The organism is Nonomuraea monospora (assembly GCF_039531895.1).
GTDB classification, from domain to species: domain Bacteria; phylum Actinomycetota; class Actinomycetes; order Streptosporangiales; family Streptosporangiaceae; genus Nonomuraea; species Nonomuraea monospora.
Map to the genome: position 1 here is coordinate 1 of NZ_BAAAQX010000066.1, position 21,058 is coordinate 21,058.

General features: G+C 71.3%; 21 protein-coding genes, 1 tRNA gene and 1 pseudogene. 10 read left to right on the top strand and 13 right to left on the bottom strand.

Annotated features, from left to right (window positions below; all coding sequences use genetic code 11):
* The 3 genes and pseudogenes from ABD331_RS58225 to ABD331_RS58235 form a co-directional block, all read right to left on the bottom strand.
* Positions 1–355 (bottom strand): annotated as a pseudogene (locus tag ABD331_RS58225) (hypothetical protein); the annotation flags it as partial.
* Between the two features lie 64 nt (positions 356–419).
* On the bottom strand, positions 420–2,555 hold the full coding sequence (locus ABD331_RS58230) for a peptidase domain-containing ABC transporter (RefSeq protein ID WP_344495797.1): 2,136 nt from the start codon (positions 2,553–2,555) through the stop codon (positions 420–422).
* On the bottom strand, positions 2,555–2,728 hold the full coding sequence (locus ABD331_RS58235; RefSeq protein WP_344495798.1) for a hypothetical protein: 174 nt from the start codon (positions 2,726–2,728) through the stop codon (positions 2,555–2,557). The genes ABD331_RS58230 and ABD331_RS58235 overlap by 1 nt, the downstream gene beginning before the upstream one ends.
* A 94-nt stretch (positions 2,729–2,822) precedes the next feature.
* Here ABD331_RS58235 and ABD331_RS58240 point away from each other — a divergent pair, with 94 nt between their 5' ends.
* The 4 genes from ABD331_RS58240 to ABD331_RS58255 are packed head-to-tail and all read left to right on the top strand — an operon-like array spanning position 2,823 to position 7,017.
* Positions 2,823–3,362 (top strand): PadR family transcriptional regulator, encoded by a 540-nt coding sequence (locus ABD331_RS58240; RefSeq protein WP_148443055.1) that lies wholly within the window; start codon positions 2,823–2,825, stop codon positions 3,360–3,362.
* Positions 3,346–4,050 (top strand): ABC transporter ATP-binding protein, encoded by a 705-nt coding sequence (locus ABD331_RS58245; protein ID WP_344495802.1) that lies wholly within the window; start codon positions 3,346–3,348, stop codon positions 4,048–4,050. The genes ABD331_RS58240 and ABD331_RS58245 overlap by 17 nt, the downstream gene beginning before the upstream one ends.
* A 29-nt stretch (positions 4,051–4,079) precedes the next feature.
* Entirely contained in the window at positions 4,080–6,179 is a 2,100-nt protein-coding gene (locus ABD331_RS58250) for an FtsX-like permease family protein (RefSeq protein ID WP_344495804.1), read from the top strand.
* A gap of 22 nt (positions 6,180–6,201) precedes the next feature.
* Positions 6,202–7,017 carry a patatin-like phospholipase family protein gene (locus tag ABD331_RS58255; protein ID WP_344495806.1) on the top strand — a complete coding sequence of 272 codons (816 nt, stop codon included), beginning with the start codon at positions 6,202–6,204 and terminating at the stop codon, positions 7,015–7,017.
* A gap of 26 nt (positions 7,018–7,043) precedes the next feature.
* On the opposite strand, the gene ABD331_RS58260 is transcribed toward ABD331_RS58255, so the two are convergent.
* The 4 genes from ABD331_RS58260 to ABD331_RS58275 form a co-directional block, all read right to left on the bottom strand.
* Positions 7,044–7,829, bottom strand: a complete 786-nt coding sequence (locus ABD331_RS58260) for an alpha/beta fold hydrolase (RefSeq protein ID WP_344495808.1) — start codon at positions 7,827–7,829, stop codon at positions 7,044–7,046.
* Between the two features lie 107 nt (positions 7,830–7,936).
* Positions 7,937–8,662, bottom strand: coding sequence for a DUF2071 domain-containing protein (locus ABD331_RS58265; RefSeq protein ID WP_344495810.1), 726 nt, complete (start codon positions 8,660–8,662; stop codon positions 7,937–7,939).
* Positions 8,662–8,958 (bottom strand): metalloregulator ArsR/SmtB family transcription factor, encoded by a 297-nt coding sequence (locus ABD331_RS58270; protein WP_344495812.1) that lies wholly within the window; start codon positions 8,956–8,958, stop codon positions 8,662–8,664. The genes ABD331_RS58265 and ABD331_RS58270 overlap by 1 nt, the downstream gene beginning before the upstream one ends.
* The gene (locus tag ABD331_RS58275; RefSeq protein WP_344495814.1) at positions 8,959–10,125 is read right to left on the bottom strand and encodes an acyl-CoA dehydrogenase family protein; all 1,167 of its coding nucleotides are present in this window, start codon (positions 10,123–10,125) and stop codon (positions 8,959–8,961) included.
* A 150-nt stretch (positions 10,126–10,275) separates the two neighbouring features.
* Here ABD331_RS58275 and ABD331_RS58280 point away from each other — a divergent pair, with 150 nt between their 5' ends.
* The 4 genes from ABD331_RS58280 (at position 10,276) to ABD331_RS58295 (ending at position 13,997) form a co-directional block, all read left to right on the top strand.
* Complete coding sequence (locus ABD331_RS58280) at positions 10,276–11,616, top strand: PP2C family protein-serine/threonine phosphatase (RefSeq protein WP_344495816.1); 1,341 nt, start codon at positions 10,276–10,278, stop codon at positions 11,614–11,616.
* A 586-nt stretch (positions 11,617–12,202) separates the two neighbouring features.
* Complete coding sequence (locus ABD331_RS58285) at positions 12,203–12,979, top strand: hypothetical protein (protein ID WP_344495818.1); 777 nt, start codon at positions 12,203–12,205, stop codon at positions 12,977–12,979.
* Positions 12,976–13,377 (top strand): phage holin family protein, encoded by a 402-nt coding sequence (locus tag ABD331_RS58290; protein ID WP_344495820.1) that lies wholly within the window; start codon positions 12,976–12,978, stop codon positions 13,375–13,377. Before ABD331_RS58285 ends, ABD331_RS58290 begins: the two co-directional genes overlap by 4 nt.
* Positions 13,353–13,997: a DUF3618 domain-containing protein gene (locus ABD331_RS58295; protein ID WP_344495822.1), complete on the top strand. Its 645-nt coding sequence runs from the start codon at positions 13,353–13,355 to the stop codon at positions 13,995–13,997. Before ABD331_RS58290 ends, ABD331_RS58295 begins: the two co-directional genes overlap by 25 nt.
* A gap of 217 nt (positions 13,998–14,214) precedes the next feature.
* Here ABD331_RS58295 and ABD331_RS58300 read toward each other — a convergent pair whose 3' ends face one another.
* Genes ABD331_RS58300 through ABD331_RS58320 form a run of 5 tightly spaced genes read right to left on the bottom strand, consistent with a single transcriptional unit; the run spans position 14,215 to position 18,281 of the window.
* Positions 14,215–16,521 carry a 2OG-Fe(II) oxygenase gene (locus tag ABD331_RS58300; RefSeq protein WP_344495867.1) on the bottom strand — a complete coding sequence of 769 codons (2,307 nt, stop codon included), beginning with the start codon at positions 16,519–16,521 and terminating at the stop codon, positions 14,215–14,217.
* 41 nt (positions 16,522–16,562) lie between these two features.
* The gene (locus ABD331_RS58305; RefSeq protein WP_344495824.1) at positions 16,563–16,685 is read right to left on the bottom strand and encodes a hypothetical protein; all 123 of its coding nucleotides are present in this window, start codon (positions 16,683–16,685) and stop codon (positions 16,563–16,565) included.
* Positions 16,682–17,134, bottom strand: coding sequence for a hypothetical protein (locus ABD331_RS58310; protein ID WP_344495826.1), 453 nt, complete (start codon positions 17,132–17,134; stop codon positions 16,682–16,684). The genes ABD331_RS58305 and ABD331_RS58310 overlap by 4 nt, the downstream gene beginning before the upstream one ends.
* Positions 17,135–17,152: 18 nt before the next feature.
* The gene (locus ABD331_RS58315; RefSeq protein WP_344495828.1) at positions 17,153–17,569 is read right to left on the bottom strand and encodes a PIN-like domain-containing protein; all 417 of its coding nucleotides are present in this window, start codon (positions 17,567–17,569) and stop codon (positions 17,153–17,155) included.
* Positions 17,544–18,281, bottom strand: a complete 738-nt coding sequence (locus tag ABD331_RS58320; RefSeq protein WP_344495830.1) for a DUF433 domain-containing protein — start codon at positions 18,279–18,281, stop codon at positions 17,544–17,546. The genes ABD331_RS58315 and ABD331_RS58320 overlap by 26 nt, the downstream gene beginning before the upstream one ends.
* A gap of 132 nt (positions 18,282–18,413) precedes the next feature.
* On the opposite strand from ABD331_RS58320, the gene ABD331_RS58325 reads away from it, so the two are divergent.
* Positions 18,414–19,703, top strand: a complete 1,290-nt coding sequence (locus tag ABD331_RS58325) for a recombinase family protein (RefSeq protein ID WP_344495832.1) — start codon at positions 18,414–18,416, stop codon at positions 19,701–19,703.
* A gap of 5 nt (positions 19,704–19,708) precedes the next feature.
* On the opposite strand, the gene ABD331_RS58330 is transcribed toward ABD331_RS58325, so the two are convergent.
* A tRNA-Leu gene (locus tag ABD331_RS58330) sits at positions 19,709–19,794 on the bottom strand.
* 359 nt (positions 19,795–20,153) lie between these two features.
* On the opposite strand from ABD331_RS58330, the gene ABD331_RS58335 reads away from it, so the two are divergent.
* Positions 20,154–20,786 carry a hypothetical protein gene (locus ABD331_RS58335; protein WP_344495833.1) on the top strand — a complete coding sequence of 211 codons (633 nt, stop codon included), beginning with the start codon at positions 20,154–20,156 and terminating at the stop codon, positions 20,784–20,786.
* Positions 20,787–21,058 lie beyond the last annotated feature (272 nt).

Here is a 21,058-nt window from a genome sequence, read left to right on the forward strand (position 1 = left end):
ACGCGTTGACCATCTCGGCCACGATCGAGTCCTTCGAACCCGTCCACTGGAACTCGGTGCCGAGCAACGCGCAGGCGTCCTGCGCGCCGTACTGCGTGGGAGTGAAGAACGGATTCGTCGTGACATGGCAGACCAGCACGAACTTCCACTTCGGCGTGGCCGGGAAGTCCCCGGCCGTGCCCGCCCCGCCGGTGGCGGCCGGCTTGGGCTGATCGGACGAGCACGCGCCCAGCAGCGCGCTCGCCGCCGCCGAGGCGCTGGCCAGCCCCGCTCCGGTGAGCAGTCGCCGCCTGGCGACGGGGGTGAGGCGGAGGGTGTCCAGCGCCTCTTCGACCTTGGGGTGAATGTTGTTCATCGTGTGTCCCTGACGGAATGGATCCCCCGAGAGCCTTTGCCGCCAGTGTTCCCCTAGATGAAGGTCAAGTCAGCACCGCCTGCGCGGCCACGAGCCCGGCGTACCGGCCGCCCGCCGCCATCAGCTCGTCGTGGGTGCCGCGCTGCACCACCCGGCCGTCGTCGATCACCAGGATCAGGTCGGCGTCCCTGACGGTGCTCAGCCGGTGCGCGATCACGATCCTGGTCTGCGCGAGCGTGCCGAGCCCCGCCTCGATGACGGCCTCGGTGGCGCTGTCCAGGTTGCTGGTGGCCTCGTCGAGCAGCAGGATCTTCGGGCGCGGCAGCACCGCGCGGGCCAGGGCCAGCCGCTGCCGTTGGCCGCCCGACAGGCCGCCGCCGTCCGTCAGGATCGTCTCGTACCCCATGGGCATGGCCGCGATCTCGTCGTGCAGCGCCGCGAGGCGGGCCGCCGCGACCACCCGCTCCATCGGGGCGCCCGGGTCGTTCAGCGCGATGTTCTCCCTGATCGAGCCGTTGAACAGCGACGGGTCCTGGGTGACCACGCCGAACTGGCGGCGCAGCGTGCGCAGGTTCAGCTCGGCGGCGGGGACGCCGTCGTACCTGATCTCGCCCTCGACCGGGTCGTGCAGCGCGAGCAGCAGCCTGGCGAGGGTGCTCTTGCCCGAGCCTGACGCGCCCACCAGCGCGACCTTCTGGCCGGGACGGATGGACACGGAGACGTCCCGCACCGTCCACGGGCCGCGCGGATCGTGGCGGAAGCCCACCCCGCGCAGCTCGACCGCGCCGCGCAGCCGCAGCACCTCGATGCCGTCGCTCGGCTCCGGCTCGGCGGCGAGGATGTCCGACAGCCGGTCGAAGTGCGCGCCGGCCTGCTGCAGGCTCTGCAGCCCGGTCATCAGCGAGCCCAGCGGGGTCAGCGCGCCGAGCGCGACCGCGTTCAGCGCGATCAGCGTGCCGAGCGTGAGCTGCCCGTCCAGCACCCGCCAGGCGCCCAGCCACAGCAGGGCGAGCGGCGCCGTCACCCTGATCGCCGACAGCGCCGCCTCCAGCAGGCCCCTGGTCAGCCCGGCCCGCACGTCGGCGTCGAGCTGCCTGGCGAAGTGCGCCGACCACTGGTCCACCGCCCGCCGCTCGGCCCCCGACGCCTTCAGCGTCTCGATCCCGGTGATCGTCTGGATCAGGCTGTTCTGCGACGCCGACAGCGCGGCCAGCTCCTGGTGGGTGAGCGTGGCGATCCTGCGCGTGGTGGACAGCAGCAGCGCCGTCTGCAGGACGGCCACGCCGGTCAGCGCCAGCCCGAAGACCGGATCCCAGAGGTAGACCAGCACCAGGTAGCCCAGGGCCAGCGGCCCGTCCAGCAGCGCGGCGACGACCTGGCCGGTCAGGATGTCGCCCAGCGTGGACACGCCGGCCGCCCGGGTCACCAGGTCGCCCTTGGCCCGCTGGGTGAAGTACCGGTACGGCAGCGCCACCAGCCGCCCCACCACGCTCTCCGTCAGCTCCTGGTCGGCCCTGGCCCGCACCGCCACCAGCAGCGCCGCCCGCAGGTACCCGATCACGAACTGCGCCGCCCCCGCCAGCCCGATCGCCAGCCCGAGCAGCGGCAGCACCTCCGCCGCCCGCGCCGGCACGATCGTGTCGACCAGCAGCCCGGAGAAGAGCGGCAGCGCCAGCCCGAGCAGTTGCAGCAGCAACGAGGCGGCCACGATCTGCGCCAGCAGCCCCCTGCGCCGCCGCAGCAGCGTGCGCGCGAACTCCCGCCGCCACGCCCCCGCCATCGACGACGACCCCCGCCGGAACCCCTCGCCCGGCTCGAACACCAGCAGCACGCCGGTGAACCCCGCCCCGAACTCCTCCGCCGTCAGCCTCCGCCGCCCGTGCCCGGGATCCACCAGGTCCACCCGGTCAGGCGACCAGCGCTCCACCACCACGAAGTGCCTGAACTCCCAGTGCGCCACGGCCGGCAGCGGCACCCGCGCCAGGTCCTCAGGCGCCAGCGAGAAGGCCCGCGCCCGCAGCCCGTGCTCGCGCGCGCCGTCCACGATCGCCCTGGCGCTCAGCCCGTCCCTGCCGATCCCCAGCCGGCCGGCGACCTGGTGCAGCGTGGTGCGGTGGCCGTGGTGGGCCAGCACCATCGTCAGACAGGCCGCGCCGCACTCCGTGTCGGTGTTCTGCAGCACGACGGGGACGCGCCGCATCAGCGCACCAGCCCGAGCGCCAGCACGGTCACGCCGATCCCGGCCGTCACGACGATCGCCACCGCGATCCACATGACCAGGAAGGACGGCCCGCTGATCACGAGCGGCAACCGTGCAGGGGTACGGCCTCGCGCCCGCTCGCGCAGGGCCTCCTCGCGGTAGATGAGCCTCATGGCCGCCAACCTAGGAGTGGGGGCTTGGAAGTCACTTGGGAGTCACCGGAACGGATATACCCGACGGGTATACCCGATGTGTATAGTCAGCGGCATGACCGTCTCCTACACGCTGCTGGGGCTTCTGGAAGAGGGCGACCGTCACGGCTACGACCTGAAGCAGGCCTACGACCGCCACTTCGGCGCGGCCAAGCCGATCAGGTTCGGGCAGGTCTACCGGACGCTGGCCCAGCTCGTCCGCGACGGCCGGGTGGAGGTCGCCGGCGTGGAGCCGGGGGCGGGCCCCGACCGCAAGCGCTACGCCATCACCCCGGAGGGAGTGACCGACTTGGACCGCTGGCTGGCCGAACCCGAGGACCCGCAGCCCCAGCTCCAGGCGGTGCTGTTCACCAAGGTGACGCTGGCGCTGATGTCCGGCAGGCCCGCCGCCGAGTTCCTCGACGCCCAGCGGGCACGGCACCTGGCCGCGATGCGCGCGCTGACCGCGATGCGCCGCGAGGCGGTCTCGGCGCAGGACGCCCTGCTCGCCGACTATCAGCTCTTCCACGTCGAGGCGGATCTGCGCTGGATCGAGCACGCGGCGGGCCGGCTGCCCGCCCTGGCCGAGGAGGTCGGTGATGCTGGAGGGTCGTGAGCTGAGCAAGAGCTTCGGCCGTACGCGGGCGCTGCGGGGCGCGGACGTTCGTGTCGCGGACGGCGAGATCCTGGCCGTCATGGGCCCGAGCGGCTCAGGCAAGTCCACGTTGCTGCACTGCCTGGGCGGCGTGCTGCGGCCCGACGCGGGCGAGGTGCGCTTCGGTGAGGTGCGGCCCGGCGCGGGTGAGGCGTCTTGTGGTGAGGTGCGGCTCGACCGGCTCAGCGATCGCGAGCTCAGCCGGCTGCGGCGCGGCACGTTCGGGTTCGTCTTCCAGTTCGGCCAGCTCGTGCCCGAACTGCCGCTGATCGAGAACATCGCGCTGCCGCTGCTGCTCGCGGGCCGCTCACGCAGGCCCGCGCTGGCCGAGGCGGCCGACTGGGTGGCCAGGCTGGGCCTGGACGGCCTGTGGGACCGGCTGCCCGGCGAACTGTCGGGCGGCCAGGCGCAGCTCGCCGCCGTGGCCCGCGCCCTCATCGCCGGCCCGCGCGTGGTCTTCGCCGACGAGCCGACAGGCTCGCTCGACTCCGTGGCCGCCGACGAGGTGATGGAGCTGCTCGTGGACACCGTACGCGCGCAGGGCGCCTGCATGGTGCTCGTGACCCACGAGCCGAGGGTGGCGGCCTTCGCCGACCGCACCGTGACCGTCAGGGACGGCCGGGTCGTCCAGCCGGTGGGTGCGCGATGAAGGCCGTCAGGTCGGTTGGCGGGTGCGGGGTGAGCGCCGTACGGCTGGGCCTGCGGCTGGCGCTGGCCGGTGGGCGGGAGAGCCTGGCACGGCTGGGGCTGACCGCGTTCGGGGTCGGCGTCGGAGTCGTCCTGCTGCTGCTCTGCCTCACCGGGCAGTCCGCGCTGCAGGGGCGGGCGGACCGCGCGACGTGGCGCGACTCGACGTCCGAGACCCCGGCGACCGCCCAGGACGCGGCGCTGTGGCTCGGGGTCAGCGACCACTACGCGGGCGAGCCGCTGTTCAGGCTGCACGTGGCCGCGCTCGGCCCGCGCCCGCCGGTGCCGCCAGGGCTCGACCGGCTCCCGTCCGACGGCGAGGTGGCCGTCTCCCCGGCGCTGCGGCGGCTGATCGAGGCCATTCCGGCGGACCAGCTCGGGGACCGCTTCCCCGGCCGGATCGCCGCGACGGTCGGCCCCGCGGCGCTGACCCATCCCGACCAGTTGGTGGCCGTCGTCGGGCACAGCGCGCGGGAGTTGCGGGCGCACACGGGGGCGCAGGAGGTGCGCGGCATCCAGACGGGTCCGCCCGGCGACCACTCCTACACCGTCGCGGCCAGGCTGCTGCTCGGCGTGGGGGCGTTGCTGCTGCTGGTGCCCGTCGTCGTGTTCATCGTCATGGTCACGAGGATCGCCGCCGTCCGCCGCGAGCAGCGCTTCGCCGCCATGCGGCTGGCCGGCGCCACCCGTGCCCAGATCGCGGTCATGGCGGCGGCGGAGACGGGGCTCGGCGCCGTCGCGGGGGCGCTGCTCGGCCTGCTCGGCTACCTTGCCGTCCGTCCGCTCGTGGCCGCGCACCTGACCCACGGCGGGGTGCGCTTCCTCGGCTCCGACGTCTCCGTGCCGGCCGGCGCCATGGCCGTTGTGCTGGCCGGGGTGCCGCTGCTGGCCGTGGCGACCACGGCCGTCTCGCTGCGCGGGCTCCGGGTGACGCCGCTCGGCATCGGGCCGGAGACCGTCCGCAGGAGGCCGCCCCGGGCGTGGCGGGTGCTGCCGCCGGCGGCAGGCGTCCTCGGGCTGTGCCTCGCCCCGTCCGTGCCGCCGCCGGCAGGCGAGGGGCTGTACCTCTGGTTCCTGCTGCCCGCCATGGTGGGCACGGTGGTCGCCGGGCCCTGGCTCTGCCTGGTGGCGGCCCGCGTCCTGGGCCGGCTCGGCCGCCGCTTCGCCACGCTGATGGCCGCGCGGCGCGTGGCCGGCGATCCTCGTGCCGCCTTCCGCGCGGTCAGCGGGGTGGTGCTCACCGTGTCCGTGGCGACGTTCGCGGCCGGGCTGGCGAGCGAGGAGCCCGGCGGGAACTTCCACGGCGAGCTGCGTCCCGGCGTGATCGAGGTCTACGTCGGTGAACAGCCCGCCGGCCGCCTCGCACCCCTGATGGATCCGGGCACAGTGGTCGTCAGGGTCAGTGCGGGAGGCTCCGCGGTGTCCTGCGCCGACCTGGCGCTGGTGGTCAACGCCTCCTGCCCGCTGCCCGCCTCCGCTCGGGCGCGCGGCCTCGGCCGGTACGCCACGATCGGCGTCATGAGCGGGGAGCTCAGGGAGCCGGCCCCGGGGCATGGGAGCCTGCCCGTGCGGGCCCTGTACGTCAGGACCGACGGCAGCCTCGCCGCCGAGGAACGTGTCCGCACCAGGGCGGCGATCGTGCTGCCGCGTGCGATCGTCAACAGCCGGCGCGACACCGTGCTGCAGGAGACCAGGCTGCAGGACGAGCTGACCACGTACGCCCGGCTGGTGACCTGGTTCGTCATCCTGGTAGCGGGATGCAGCCTGACGGTCGGCGCCGTGGCGGGGCTGATCGAGCGGCGCCGGTCGTTCGCGCTGCTGCGGGCGGCGGGCGCGCGGCTCGCGGAGCTGCGCCGGATCGTGCTGGTCGAGACGGCCGTTCCACTGGTGCTCAGCATCCTGATGGGCGCCGCGCTGGGCTCGACGGCCTCGTACGCCGTCACCGCGGCGGCCGGGGACCCGTGGTCGCCGCCCGGCCTCGCCCTCGCCACCGGGCTGGCCGGGAGCGCGCTGGCGGCGCTGGCCATCACGATGGCGGCGCTTCCGCTGCTGAACGTCACGACGAGATACGACGCCGTGCGCTTCGAATGACCGCCCGGCTACCGTGGGCGCCATGAGACGAGCCTTGGTGCTGGGCGGCGGCGGCGTCGCCGGGATCGCGTGGGAGACGGGCGTGCTGGCCGCGCTCGCGGACGAAGGGGTGGACGTCACCACCGCCGACCGGATCGTCGGCACGTCGGCCGGCTCCACCGTGGCGGCCCAGGTCACCAGCGGCCTGCCGCTGAAGGACCTGCTGGCCCGCCAGCTCGACCCGGCGCTGCAGACGCCCGAGCTGGCGAGCGGGGTGTCGCTGGAAGAGTTGTGGATCAAGCTGCAGCTCATCGCCCAGGGCCCGCTCGACCCGGCCGGGCAGCGGCGCGAGATCGGCGCGCTCGCCCTGGCCGCCGACACGGTCGGCGAGGCCGAGCGGCGGGCGGTCATCGAGGCCCGGCTGCCCGCGCACTCGTGGCCCGAGCGCGACCTGGTGATCGTGGCGGTGGACGCGCACACGGGGGAGGAGCGCCTGTTCGGGCCGGGCTCCGGCGTGAGCCTCGTGGACGCCGTGGCGGCGAGCTGCGCCGTGCCCGGCGTGTGGCCGTGCGTCAGCATCGGCGGGGCGCGGTACATGGACGGCGGCGTGCGGACCAGCACCAACGCCGACCTGGCGGCCGGTTTCGACCGGGTGCTGGTGCTCGCCCCCATGGCCGACCTGGGCGAGCCGTCGTGGGGGCGGCTGGAGGGGACGGTCGAGGTGATCGAGCCGGACGAGGCCGCGCTGGCCGCGTTCGGCGCCGACCTGCTGTCACCCGAGGCGCGCACACCCAGCGCCGAGGCCGGCTACACCCAGGGCCGGGGTGCGGCGGCCCGGGTGAGCGCGATGTGGCGATGACTTCCACCCGGATGCGGGCGTGACCCCTACAACACCTTGCGCAGCACTTCTGCGAATTCCTCTGGATGCGCCATGAACCCACCGTGCTCCCCCGGGAACTCCACCGGCGTCGTCCCGATCCGCCCGGCCAGCTCCACCGACGTCCGGTACGTCACGAGCTGCCCCGACTCCGCCCCCACCCCCACCACGACCCTCCCGGCCCGCAGGGCGGCCACGTCCGGCACGTAGCGGGTGGTGCCGCGCAGCTCGTGCGCGAAGAACCGCGAGCTGTCGGCCACCATCTGCTCCGACGGCGGCGGCCCGGCATCCTCCTCCCCACCCTCGAACCCGGCGTTCCCCATGAACTTCGCGAAGGCCGCCCACAGCCCGTCGCGGTGGAAGGTCTCGATCATGTCGTCCACCGCGGCGCGCTGCTCGTCCGCGTCCGGCAGCAGCTCCACGCACGGCGGCTCGTGCGCCACCAGCGTCCGCACCCGCCCGGGATGCCGCGCCACCAGCGCCAGCCCGCTCACCGCGCCGCCGCTGCTGCCGAACACGTCGGCCGGCCCCGCCCCCAGGTCCTCGATGATCGCCGCCAGGTCGTCGGCCCGCAGCTCGGGCGTGGAATCCTGCGCCGGGTCGTCCAGCACGCTGCCGGAGATGCCGCGCGGGTCGTGCGTGACGACCGTGTGATCGGACGCCAGCGCCTCGGCCAGCGGCGCGAAGTCCGCCGCCGCCATCGGCGCGCCGGTCAACACCAGCAGCGGCCCCGACCCGCGTACCTCGTAACGCAGCCGGACGTCCGGGCGGCGCAGGGTGTGAATGGCGGTCATGGCGAGACCTTCCTTCCTTCGTTCACGTGTGTCGAAGGTCAGACCCCGGCCGTCACCGGAACTCATCGCTCAGCAGACCGCCACCTGCCCACCGCTGAGCAGACCGCTCAGGAGACCGCCATCGCGGGCAGCGGCTGCCACACCGCCGGGACCTCGCGCATCACCAGCGCGCAGTCCAGCACCGCGCTCCCACCGGGAAAGCGCCCCCGGTCCTCGAAGAACGAGGAACTGGCGGAGCGGATCCGGCAGGCGTCCACGGCCCAGTGCTCGGTACGCAGCTCCATGCCGTCGAGCCGCGGCCCCGACGCGGTCGCCGAGAACCCCTTGGCGCCCGCGCGGAAGAACGCAGAAGCCCCCTCCAGGTCCTCGAAGAGCTCGCTGCCGCGCAGCTCCGGCGTCACCTCCACCTCGACGCTCACCCGCGTGCCGCCGTCACGGGTGGCGTAGGCGACGTGCAGCTCGCGCGGCGTCTCGCGTACCGAGAAGTCGGCCCGCCCGTGCTCACCGGGAAACACCCGCCCGCCGGCCCAGGCGTTGACCAGGGAGGCGGTGTCGCGGCGCGGGATGTAGACGCCGGTCTCCACCCCGCCGGGCCCGTCCCACTCCACGGCGAACCGGTGCGCCGCGTTCTCACTGCGCAGCCCCACCCCGCGCGGCGCCCACGCCGGCCGCACCCCGCCCAGCCGCAGCAGGCAGATGCCCGCCACCGCGTAACCGTTGACGAGCTGGGGGCGCAGCGGCGCGGGCAGCAACCGCGCCGCCGCCTCCGGATCCACCCGGTAGTTCACCAGCAGACGGCGCTCGACGACACTGGACAGCCGGGGTTGCCTCATTAGTCCTCACTCTCCTGCGGACGGCGCCACCTGGTGTGGCGCAGCACGATCTGCTCGGGGCACACGGCGCTCAGGAACCGCCCGACACAGCTCGCCAGCCGCTCTTCGACCAGGGAGTAGAGGATGCGGTTGCCGTCGCGGCGCTCGGTGACCAGCCCGGCTCCCTTGAGCACGCTGAGATGCCGGGAGACGGACGGCCCGCTGATCGAGAAGCGCCCGGCGATCTCTCCGGCGGCCAGCTCCCCGTCCCTCAGGTCCTCCAGGATCTGGCGCCTGGTGGCGTCGGCGAGCGCCACTCACCCCTCCAGGGAGAGGACCGCCCACGACTGCCCCTCGGCCAGCCCCGCCAGCTCCCGCCCGCACTCCCGCAGCGCCTGCGGCCCGGACAGGATGTGCGCGGTGCCCGCCTGGGCGTCCCTGAACAGGCGCTGGATCAGCCCGTCGCGCAGCGCCGTGGTGCCGCCCGACCGGTAGACGAACCCGGCCACCTCGCCGATCGTCGCCGTGATGTGGTTCAGGGCGAGCCGCACCATCGTCTCCTGGCGGGTGCCGAGCCGCCCGCCGCCGTCCAGCGTGCGCTCCACGTCGTCCCACGTCTCGCGGATCAGCGCCGAGGCCGCGCGGAAGGCCGCCTCGGCGCGGGCGAAGTCGGTGTGGAAGGCGTCACTGCCGGCGAGCTGACCGGGCCGGCCGGTCCGGGCGCCCGCGTACCGGGCCAGCTCGTCCAGCAGCCGCCGCCCGATGCCGAGCGCCCAGCCCGAGTGGCAGATCAGCGCCTGGTCGAGCAGGCCGAGCCGGAAGATCGCGCCGCCGCGCAGCGGCTCGGTCGTGAGGAAGTCGTGCGACTGCGACTCCGGCACGAACGCCCCGTCGATGGTGTAGTCGACGCTGCCCGTGGCGCGCAGGCCGAGGACGTCCCAGTTGCCGAGCATGGTGACGTCCTCGATCGGGGTGATGAAGATGCGTACCTCGTGGGTGCCCTCGACGGCGGCGGCGCTGTGGGCGTACTGCGCGTGCAGCATCCCCGACGCGAAGCTCCACTGCCCTGTGAGGCGGAACCCGCCGCTGTCCGGCACGGCGACGCCGGGCCGGGTGCCCTGTCCGGCGATCAGCGGCATGCGGGGGCCCTTGAAGAGCAGCTCCACGGCGTCGTCGCCGAGGTACGCGCCGGCCGTGCCGTTCTCCAGGGTAGTGGCCATGACGACCCAGCCCGTCGAGGGGTCGGCGTACGTCAGCTCCTCGAAGACGTCGAGCAGCTCGCGGGGGGACAGCTCGGCGCCCCCGAGCGGCGCCGGCACCCAGAGGCCGAAGACGCCCGCCTCGTGCAGGGCGTCCACGACGGGCGTGGTCAGCCTCCCCTCCGCCTCGGCCCGGCCCGCCTCGCTCTCGATCAGCGGACGCAGGTCGCGGGCCCTGTCCAGCAGGGTCGTGCCGGCTCTGTGCAGTCGCGGCGTGTCGCTCATGTCCCAGGTGCTCCTGTTCGTGATCGTCGGCGCTCTACCTCCGTCAGATCACGACATCGCCCCCTTGTCCAGAGCCTGCCCTCTGACCAGGTGTCATGCGGATGGCCAGGGGGCATGAGGCAGGCGAGAACACCTCGGGGGGTCAGTCAGTTGGGAGGCGGCGCTTTCGACGGGTTCCTCGGACGGCTGGGCGCCGAGGACCTGCAGCGGCTGCAGGAGAGCCTCGCCCAGATCCGCGGACTGCACGACCGGATGAAGCGCCTGCTGGAGGCCGTGCTGGCGATCAGCTCCGAGCTGGAGCTGAACGCGGCGCTGCGCACCATCGTGGAGGTCTCCGCCGACCTGGTGGACGCCCGTTACGGCGCTCTCGGCGTGCTGAACGAGGAGGGCGAGTTCGCCGACCTGTTCACCTGCGGGGTCTCCGAGGAGGTGTACGAGGCCATCGGCCGCATGCCCACCACCCACGGCCTCCTGGGTGAGCTGGTCGCCCACCCCAGGCCGATGCGCGTGGACGACGTCCCGGCCCACCCGCACTTCCGCGAGTACCCGGACGGCCACCCCGTGATGCACACCCTGCTGGGCACGCCGCTCCTGGTCCGCGGCACCGTCTACGGCAACATGTACTTCGCGGACAAGCGCTCAGGCGGCCCATTCACCGGTGACGACGAGCGCATCATCGCCGCCCTGGCCAGCGCGGCCGGCGTCGCCATCGAGAACGCCCGCCTCTACGACCGCCTGCGCCGCAGCACCGAGGACTTCCAGCGCAGCCTCCTGCCCGACCTGCCCGAACTGCCGGACCCGCGCGGCCTGCACGCCTGCGCCCGCTACCGGCCCTCCAGCTCCCTGCCCAAGATCGGCGGCGACTGGTACGACGTCATCGTCCTGCCCGACGGCGTCCCCTGCCTCATGGTCGGCGACGTCATGGGCCACGACCTGCGCTCGGCCACCATCATGAGCCGCATCAGCAACATGCTGCGGGTGATCGCCTACGAGCAGTGCGAGCCGCCGTCCCTCATCCTGCGCCGCCTGGACGAGGTGCTGCACGGCCTGCACGGCGGCCCGATGGCCACCGTCCTGCTCGCCCGCCTGGAGTCGCACGCCGGCGCCGGGTGGCGGCTGTGCTGGAGCAGCGCCGGCCACCCGCCCCCGCTCCTGGTCCCCTCCTCCGGCCCGGCCCGTTACCTGCGCGGCGACAGCGGCCACCCCCTCGGCGTCACCACCGACCTGCCCCGCCCCGATCACGCGCAGATCATTCCCGCTGGATCGACCCTGATCCTGTACACCGATGGGCTGGTCGAGGATCCCGCGCACAGCCTGGACGAGGGGATGGGTGGGCTCGCTCGTCTGGCCGCCGAGTTGCGGGGGCTGCCGCTGGACGAGATGTGCGACCGGCTCCTGGCCTTCCGGAGTGACCACTTCACCGACGACATCGCCCTGCTCGCCCTGCGGCTCGCACCGGTCGGGGACGGGGCGGCGCAGGGCATGCCGTAAGCCTGTGCTCCACCTCGGCGTGAAACGGCACCGGGCTCCTCCTGCACCCAGGACATGCCGTGAGCCCGTGCTCCACCTCGGCGTGAAACGGCACCGGGCTCCTCCTGCACCCAGGACAGGTCGCGAACCGCCAGACACCCGAGCCCGCGCCGAGAACACGACCTGCGCGGGGTTTTGCGCGCCCACGGCAGGTTTTGCGCGTCCACGCAATCGACCGCCGCCGACCCGGCCCAGCGCTGATGCGCGCCGAATTCCGGTCATCGGCCCTCCCCGCAGATTTACTCGCGAAAAAAGAACGGCATCGGGGCATGCCGCTTTCCGGTCCGCGAGGCGAAGCGCCGTCATCAGCCCTGCGCTGGTGAGCGCCCTTGCTGCCCTCGCCCACCCCATCGAAACGGCACGAACTTTCTGCCGTGATCTCGCCGTTCTCGCGAACGCCTTATCAACCCACGTCGCAGCCCCTGTATTGATCGCTTATATGCGGAAGAAAATCTTCTTCCGCGTTATCCGCGCCATACAAACGAGTTTTACCGAAATATGTAGGGCAGTCAGGGTGAGTCCTACCGCGATGGCAGAGGAGCCACCGATGAGTGAATTCCCGACATCCGGCCGCAGCGGACACCCGGAGCAGCCCCGCTCCGAGCACGGCACGGTGAGCCGTGCCGGGGAAGCCGCGGCCGACACCGCGCACACCGCCACCCAGCAGGCCCGCCAGGTCGGCGGCGAGATCAGGCAGCAGACCGGCCAGGCCGTCACCCACCTGCGCGGACGGGTGCGCGACGAGGCCGACTCCCAGAGCCGCCGGGCCGCCCGGAACCTCCGCCACTGGGCCGACGAGCTCAAGGAGATGACGGAGAGCGGCAAGCCCGACAGCCCCGTACAGGGGGTGCTCCAGCAGGTCGCCGGCACCGGCCACAAGGCCGCGGACTACCTGGAGGACCGGGGCATCGGCGGCGCCGTCGGTGAGCTGCAGGACTTCGCGCGCCGCCGTCCCGGAGTGTTCCTGGCGGGCGCGCTCGCGGCCGGGTTCCTCTTCGGACGCCTGGTCAAGGCGAGCGCGGCAGCCACCCAGGACGACGACGACCGGCCGCGCCAGGACCTCGCCCGCGACACCACCCCCGCACCACGCGACACCACTCCCGCACCACGCGACACCACTCCCGCACCGCGCAGCAGGCAGGACTACGAGTCGGCCACCCCCGCGCCCCGACACACGCAGGGCTACCAGCCGGCCGGCCCCGCGACCGACACCCCCGTGACCGACACACCCGCGACCTACGCGACGACGCCGACCGTGCCCGTCACGCCGCCCGCCCCGTCCTCGGGCACGACCCGCTACCCGCCGGAGGGTGAGGACCGATGAGTAACACCCCCACCCCGGCCTCCAAGCCCTCCCTCGGCGACCTCGTCGGCGACCTCGGCAGCGACCTGTCGAAGCTGTTCCGCCAGGAGGTCGAGCTGGCCAAGACCGAGATCCGCGAAGAGGCCACCAAGGCCGGCAAGGCCGCCGGCATGTTCGGCGGCGCGGGCTTCGCCGGCTGGATGACCGCCCTGTTCCTGAGCCTGGCCCTGGTCTGGGGCCTGGACGCCGCCATCGACGCCGGCTGGGCCGCCCTCATCGTGGCCGTGCTGTGGGGCGTCACCGCAGCGGTGATGTTCGTCATGGGCCGCAAACGACTCCAGACCGTGTCACCGGTGCCGGAGGAGACCGTGAAGACACTGAAGGAGGACGTGCAGTGGGCACGCGATCTGAAGAACTGAAGCAGCAGATCGAGCAGACCCGCGGCGAGATCAGCCGCGACGTCGACCGGCTGGCCGACAAGACCAGCCCGAGCCAGATCATCCGCCGCAGGACCGCGGGTATCCGAACCAAGGCCCGTAACTTCAAGGAGCGCGTGATGGGCACCACCGGACACGCCGGCGAACGCATGCAGGACACGGCGGACAGCGCCAAGAACGCCCTGTCCGAAACCGGCGCCACCGTGCGTGACAACGTCGCCCACACCGCCAGCGTCGTCAAGGACAACGCCAGCCAGGCCGCCGACGCCGTCAGGGCCGCACCCCAGCAGGCCATGCGCACCACCCAGGGCAACCCCCTGGCCGCCGGCCTGATCGCGTTCGGCCTCGGCGCCCTTGCCGCCGCACTCATCCCCGAGACCCGAGCCGAACGGCGCGCCGCCCTCCAGGCCAAGGAACAGGCGAGCGCCTACGCCGAACCCGTCGTCGACTCCCTTAAAGAGTCGGCGCAGTCGCTGGGCCAGGAGGCCAGGTCGACCGCCCGGGAGGCGGCCCAGCAGGTCAAGGAGTCGGCCGCCGACGCGGCGCAGGCTACCAAGCAGCATGCGCAGGAGCAGGCGTCACACGTACGCGAGCAACGCTGACACTTATGGGGGAGCCGGGCGCCATGCGATGTGGCGCCCGGCTCACGCGCGTTTTGGAGGTCTTGGGCCTGAAACGCAAAGATCGCCCGAGCTGAGCTCAGGCGATCATGTACGAAACCGTGTGTCCGAGGATTGAGCGTCACTGGACGCACATGGCCTGCTGCCATCCCCATCCCGGAACACCACATTCACGTGACCTGACGGTGTCCGTGATGGCTCAGGTGGAGACCTTCCACTCGTTCGTGAGCCAAGCCAGATCCGCTTCGTGGCGCTCGCGGGCGAGACGCTCCCGTTCGAAGAGGGCCTCTGTCTTGGTCAGGACCAGGGTGTACGGGCGGCCCTGCCGTCTGGTCTCGTGACGGACGGGCAGCTCCGCGTCATCTATTCGACCGTGCACATGCCGGCGCCCGTCCTTCGCCAGCGGCCAGTCGAGGGCACGCCGTTCAGGATGCCGGAGGAACGTACCGAGCACTTCGCACAGCTCGCACTCGCACTCGGTGGGCAGCGCGATCGACCAGTTGTCCGGCGCGCGTTGTGGCTGCGCCAGCGATGCTTGGATCCGTTCGGCACAGTTGACGGCCAAGTCGCCGAAGCCCGCTCGGCGCGTCCCGGCGGCGCGCAGGGTGGACATCGCCAGTACGTGCGCCCGATCGCCGGCCGTGCGCGCGAGCTGGTGGGCGTCCTTCAGAACGTCCGTCGATCCCAGCCAGGCCGCGGCCGCGATGATCCCGCAACAGGGCGCGCCCAAAGCGGTCAGCCACGATGCTTGCCGGGAGGTGAGCGGCCCGTCGAGCGCCGGACCGACCTGGCCCGCGAACATCGTCCACGACAGATCGACGATGCGGCGGGCGGCCTCGGTGGACGGGCTCCCCTCAACCGAGAGCGCTGCACACAGCTGTGGGAGATTCTCGAGCCATTCCAGCGGTGTCTTGGCGAGGCCGTAGGAGCCGGGGCGCCAGCCCTCGGTCCAGTCGTGCAGCAGCGCGTCGATCCAGGTGCCGCCGTAGTGCGCCGCCAGGCCGGCGACTGCCGGACCGTGCCCGGGGGACAATCGCTCCAGCGCGAACGGTCGCAGAAGCATGACGGCGATCTGCGCGTCGTTCAACTCCCTGGCTGCTTCCAGCGCCTTGCCGAGAAGTTCGGTCTGGCCGGGGTAACGGCCCGCGGCATGCCAGAAGGATTCCAGCGACCGTGCCGCCTCACGGGCTTGCGCGCTCTTCCCGGCGCGGGCCATCGTCTTGAGTTCGTCCAGCGCCCACCCCGGAGACGCCTCGGCTCGGCTGGCGAAGCCCTGGCTGCGTGGCCAGATGACCAGTGCCGCTCGCCGGTACCAGCGGTCCAGGGTGTTGCCGTAGTTGCCCATGTAGCCCTCGTACTCGGAGGAGTAGGGCGTCATGTCGGCCGTTGGGGTGGTCGAGGCCACCTCGGCGTCGCTGAGGTCCAGCGAGATGTCCTCGAGCCGCCCGGTTTCCGGGCCGATCCAGTGGGCGAGGGTGGTGGAGGTCTCGATCAGGTCCTGAAGGACGTAATCCCGGTCGTCCGCGCTGCCCGAACCTTCATCGTCGGGGTCCTCGTCCTCATACTCGCCGTACCACCCGTCCTCATCCTCGTCGGGATCGTAGGCGTCCCAGGTCTCCTGTATTTCCGCGAGGGCCAGAGTGATCTCGCAATCCGCCCGCTCCGCCGCGACTCGCAGGAGGGCGCTCCGCGTGGCGTCGGAGCCTTTCAACCGGGACCAGCTCAGGCCGCGGGCGGTGTACTCATGGTCGAGGAGGTACGCCAGTCGTGCCGGCGGATCGCCCCTGCGATGGCTGTACGGGAGGACGACCGGGGTGTCGAAGTGTGTGAGAAGGCAGGCCGCGAGCTCGCTGACCAGCGGATGTCCTGCCGCCGCGTCCTGGCTGTCTCCCGCCAGGAGCAGGTTGTAGGTGAGGGTGACACGGTTGCCCGCTGTGACGGGAAGAACCTGGTGGCGGCAGTCGGCGTAGAAGGCCACCAGCGAGACTGCGGTCTTCAGCCCTCGGTATTTCTTGGTCTGGCCCTGATGCTCGATGACGAGTTCGCCGCCGGTGTGCGCGGACGGCAGTGTCACCACCAAGGTCGCGACCATGGCGTCGTCCTTCTCGGAGTCCTGGTGCGCGACGAAGAACTGCCCGGTCTCGTACAGGAGCATGGAGTGCAGCTCCGGCGTGAGCTCACAGTGCGGTGGCAACCCCAGCTCTTGACGCATCCCATCGAGGGCGGTCGCGAACGCCTCCGTCCGCTTGACCCGTACCAACTTCTTGGGGATCTCCCAGGTGTCGCGAACCTCCGGGTCGGTCAGGGTCTGCTCCCCGCGTCCGAACCGTGCACGGCGGCCGAGCCCGCGCAGTTGGACGGCCTGCTCATCGGAGACGGGAAACCGCAGCGGACCGACTCCATCGACCTTCATCGATAGAGCGGTCTTGGGAAGCTTTCGATAGACGCTGGAGGCGGCCGGTTCCGCAGAGGCGTCGAGCAACTCGGCCAGTCGTTCACGGGCCATGCCGGGCACGGAGTCCCCCATTTTCTGTCGTGGAACCAACGCTACTGCGCGGGGATAGCGCTCCGGCGGGAGCTGCCAGGAACGCCGTCCTCGGGGTGCCCGGCCAGGAGCTTGGTGAGGACGAGGGCGGCCTCGTGGCCGGAAAGGTGAGACAGGGCGGTCACAACGGGTCCAATCCGAGCGGGGGCACCGTGACCTCGCCGTCGGTGAAGCGGCCGACGGGTGTGTCGAGGAGCACACGGACGTTCTTGTGGGCGAAGCCCATCACCGTGCCGGTCACGCCGTGCATGTAGGAGGGGCGTCTACTGTGGTTGACCCGGACTCGGTCACCGACCTGGAAGGCGGCGAAGACCTCACGCTCTTGGGCGTTCTTGCGTTCGTGCTGGCGCTGGTTGACCGCGCGGGCGATCTCCGGGAGATGCTCGTCGAGGTCGCCGCTGACGATGAGCCCGATCAGCGTGCGGATCTGCCACCGGGCATCCGCCGCGTGATCCACCTCGACGTCAGATCCGGGGCGACCGTGCCGTTCGTCATTCACAGACAAAGCATGCCGCAGTTCGCCGGGTATCGCGTCGAGGACGACATCAGAACGTGGCGGTCCGCCGATGTGCATCAGGTCCCCGTCGGGGGATCAGCCACGCGGGGGATAGAGACGCTCCAGCCGGTCGATGTGGACGGCGTACATGAAGGGACCAGGCGTGTCGGAGGCGGCGAAGATGGCTTGCTGGTTGGCGACGAAGCGTTCGGCGTAGGCGGCGGAGGTGAGATCCCCGCGGGTGATGACGAAGCAGCGGGCCTGATGTCCGATGACGGCGTCGATCTCGGCTTGCCGGTAGCGGATGCGTTTGTCCTTCATGAGGACGACCCAACCGAGCTTGGCGCTGTCTTCGATCCAGCGGGTGTCTTCGACGGTCTCGTCTTCGGGGACGCCGTAGTGTTCGGCGAGGGTGATCAGGTCCCATCCGGCTTCGCGCAGCAGTTTGGGGACGGCGACTCGGCCGAGGCTGCGATCGACGAAGAACTTACGCGGCTGTGCGGGTGGCGACACGCAGGACGTCCTCGATCTCGTCGCGTGTGAGTCCGTACTCCTCTGCTACGACGTCGACGGGTTCTCCGGCGCGGAACAGGTCGATGGCGTCCTCGAGCTTGGCGCCCCCGCGGGCGAACCGGGGCCGGCCGAAGGCGTGACGGGCATCTATCGTGACCTCGGCGACGTGGTATTGCGGGAGAGTGATCACTTCGGCGTATCCATCGTGAGCGAAGTGCACCCGGCGCAGGTAGTTCTGCACGACCTCGGTGAAGACGCGTTGGTTGTTGCGGACGACGACGAGTTCGCGGGCCGAATCGTCGCCGACGTGCTCGGCGTAGTCGTAGAGAACTTCGGCGCCGTCGGTGAAGAGCCTGCGGCTGGCCAGGGCGTGTTCCAGGCCGAGTTCCCGTTGCAATGCGTCGATCGCCGGTCGGATGCGCTGCAGGGGTACACCCGCTTGCCGGAAGGCGGCCAGGGCATAGCCCTCGGCCAAGCCGATGAACGGCACGGACGCTTCGTTCGGCCGTTCTGCTCGGGTGGCGGTGATGACGGGCTTGGCGCGGGTCGCACGGCCATCGTGCTGACGGCGTTGGTAACCGAAGGCCCAATTGGTGAAGGTGGAGGCGGGTATCGCGAGGTAGCCGGCCGCTTCGGCGATGCCGTACAACGGCGTGGTGAACCGATCAATGGCCATGCCCACCTCCTGGATCACGTCGTTGAGCCCCTTCATGATGCCTCATCGTGTGGCGTCATAGGCGGCGCATTCCTGCGTCAACTAGGTATGTCCTCTTTGTTCGACGATTGGGTCCAGCACAAGGTCATCGGTTCGCGACCTCCTCGTCATCGTCCGAAGGACGGGCCGTTGCAGTTCGCCTTCTACGCACGAACATCCACCGAGGATTTCCAGGATCCTGTCTCCTCGTGTGGGTGGCAGCGCGAGGCAGCACAGATCTTGGTCGCGGGCCGGGGCGTGATCGTGGCCGAGTTCGTGGACATCGGATACTCGCGGCGGGTGTCGTGGACCGAGCGACCGCAGTCTGCCGCTCTGCTGACGGCTCTGGCCGATCCGGAAAGGGGCTGGAACGCCATCGTGGTCGGCGAGTACGAAAGAGCCTTCTCGGGGGATCAGCTCACGCAGCTTCTGCCGCTCTTTCAGTCCTCCGACGTCCAACTGTGGATGCCGGAGGCGGGTGGGCCGGTAGATCCAGGAAGCCCGGTGCATCAGGCGTTGATGCTGTTGCTGGGCGGGCAATCGCAGCGGGAGGTGTTGCGGGCCCGCTACCGCGTGCTGGCCGCGATGCGGAACCAGGCTGCCGATCAGGGACGCTTTCTCGGTGGCCGGCCACCGTACGGCTACCGCTTGGTCGACGCGGGTCCGCATCCGAACCGGGCGCACGCCCGCTGGGGCCGTCGCCTGCACCGGCTTGACGCTGATCCGGTCACGGCGCCGCACGTACGGTGGATGTTCGCGCAGCGGCTGGCGGGTATGAGCGTGGCGGGGATCGCCCGGAGGCTCAATGAACGTGGCGTACCGTGTCCCTCGAACGTAGATCGCGAGCGCAACCCGCATCGGTCGGGACAGGCTTGGACGCTGCGCACGGTCGCGGCGATCCTGGGCAACCCGCGCTACACCGGTCGCCAGGTCTGGAATCGGCAGAGCACCAGCGCCGCCGACCTGGCCGTGCGTAGCTGGAACGCTCCGGAGGAGTGGGTTATCTCGACGAAGCGGAGCCATCCGGCGCTGGTCAGCGACGACGACTTCGTCGTCGCGCAAGCGATCCGGGCTGCTCGTCCCACCCAGGACGGCAACCGGCGCGTCTATCTGCTCGCGGGGCTGCTGAGGTGCGGGCCATGTGGGCGTCGGCTGGATTCGCACTGGGTGAACGGGCGTCCCGGATACCGGTGCCGACACGGTTTCACCAGCGCCAGACCTCGCGAAGTGTCCGGCCCGAAGTGTCTGTATGTACGGGAGGATCGGCTGCTGGCAGAGCTCTTAGCCAAGGTTGGCGGCGGAGAACGGGATGGGCCGGCTGAGATCATTGCCGCATTGCGAGCCGATGGCCTGGTCATCGTCTGTCACACGGACATTCCTTTCGTGACCGCGCTCAACAAGAAAGAGCCCGCCCCGCAGGGCGAGCTCTTTAGGGGGTAATCCTGTGTCCGAGGGGGGACTTGAACCCCCATGCCCATCACTGGGCACTAGCACCTCAAGCTAGCGCGTCTGCCTATTCCGCCACCCGGACTTGGTGCCTGCACGCGAGACCGTCATCCCGCGTCGGCTCAGTAAGGTTAGCAAACTCTGCGGGGTGCGTCATACCAAGAATCCCGTACCCCGCCAGAGAGACGCCAGAGGAACCCCGCATCCCTCGGGAATACCCGATCTGGGGCCCAAGATGGGCTTCTCGTGGGGACCGCTGCAGCGGGATGTCGGGGTTGGGGAGGGTTCGCCCCCGGGCCGGTTGGCCAATTTCTGGTCCTCCGCTGAAAAGGCCTTGCGACAACTTTGGGTGCTGCTACGGTTACGGATCGTTGAGGGGTGAGTCCACGGACCGGCCTCACGACGTGAGGCCGGTTCTGGAGCTCGGGAGGGCATGTGACGCGCGTGGCGGTGCTGCAGCAGCTGAGGGCGAAGGCCCGTGCTGCGCGCCGCCCGCGCGTGACTGTCCAGGCTGTCCCTGCTCAAGGCCCGACCACCGAGCTGGGTGACCGGATGGCGCGGTTCGCGGCCGGTGCCCGGCGGGTCGTCGTGCGGGCAGTTGCGATTGGCGCCCTGGTGGCCGCCGGGTGGCTGCTTGTTCTCGTGTTCGGCATGCTCACCGCCGCTCCGGCGGCCGCGGACGCCACCGCGGCGACAGGTGCGGCAGGGAGCGCGGGCGCCGGCCCGGCGGAAGCCACCGCCGTGACAGAAGCGTCCGAGGACGCGCCGCACGGGCTCACCGCCCCCGTCCGCGTCTCGGCGTCGGACAACGCCGAGGCCATGGCCGGTCGTACGGTCGACGGACTCAACAGCCAGCGGGACCCTGGCCTGCCCGCACCTTCCTCCGCCGGGAAGATCTTGGACACCGATGGTCTGGTGCCCAACGGCGGTGGCAACGGTCCCGTGGCGCCTGCGACAGGGGATGCCGTGAGGTCTGCTTTCGACCCGCGGCTCCAGGCCGGGCGCGCCCTCGTGGCGCGCCTGCTTCCCCCCGTCGTCCGCACAGCGGCGGACGACCCTTCCTTCTCACCTGACTGATCCCCGCACCCAGGACGTCGGCTCGACGAGTGAGATGAGCGAGCCGGCCGGGACGACGGGCGACGATGGTTCGCAGCGCGCGATGAAGCGCGCCGTCTCAGAGGGCCCGACGTCTTAGAGGCCCAGAGCCAGCCGACACGAAAAGCTGAGTCGGCCCGGGTCCCGGTGGTCCGAATCTTCACGGTTGAGCGGTAGAGCGGTAGAGCGACGGAGCGTGGCATGAGTCCCTCCGCCCGCGGGTGAAACACGTCAGTTCAAGTTCCACCGGTTCG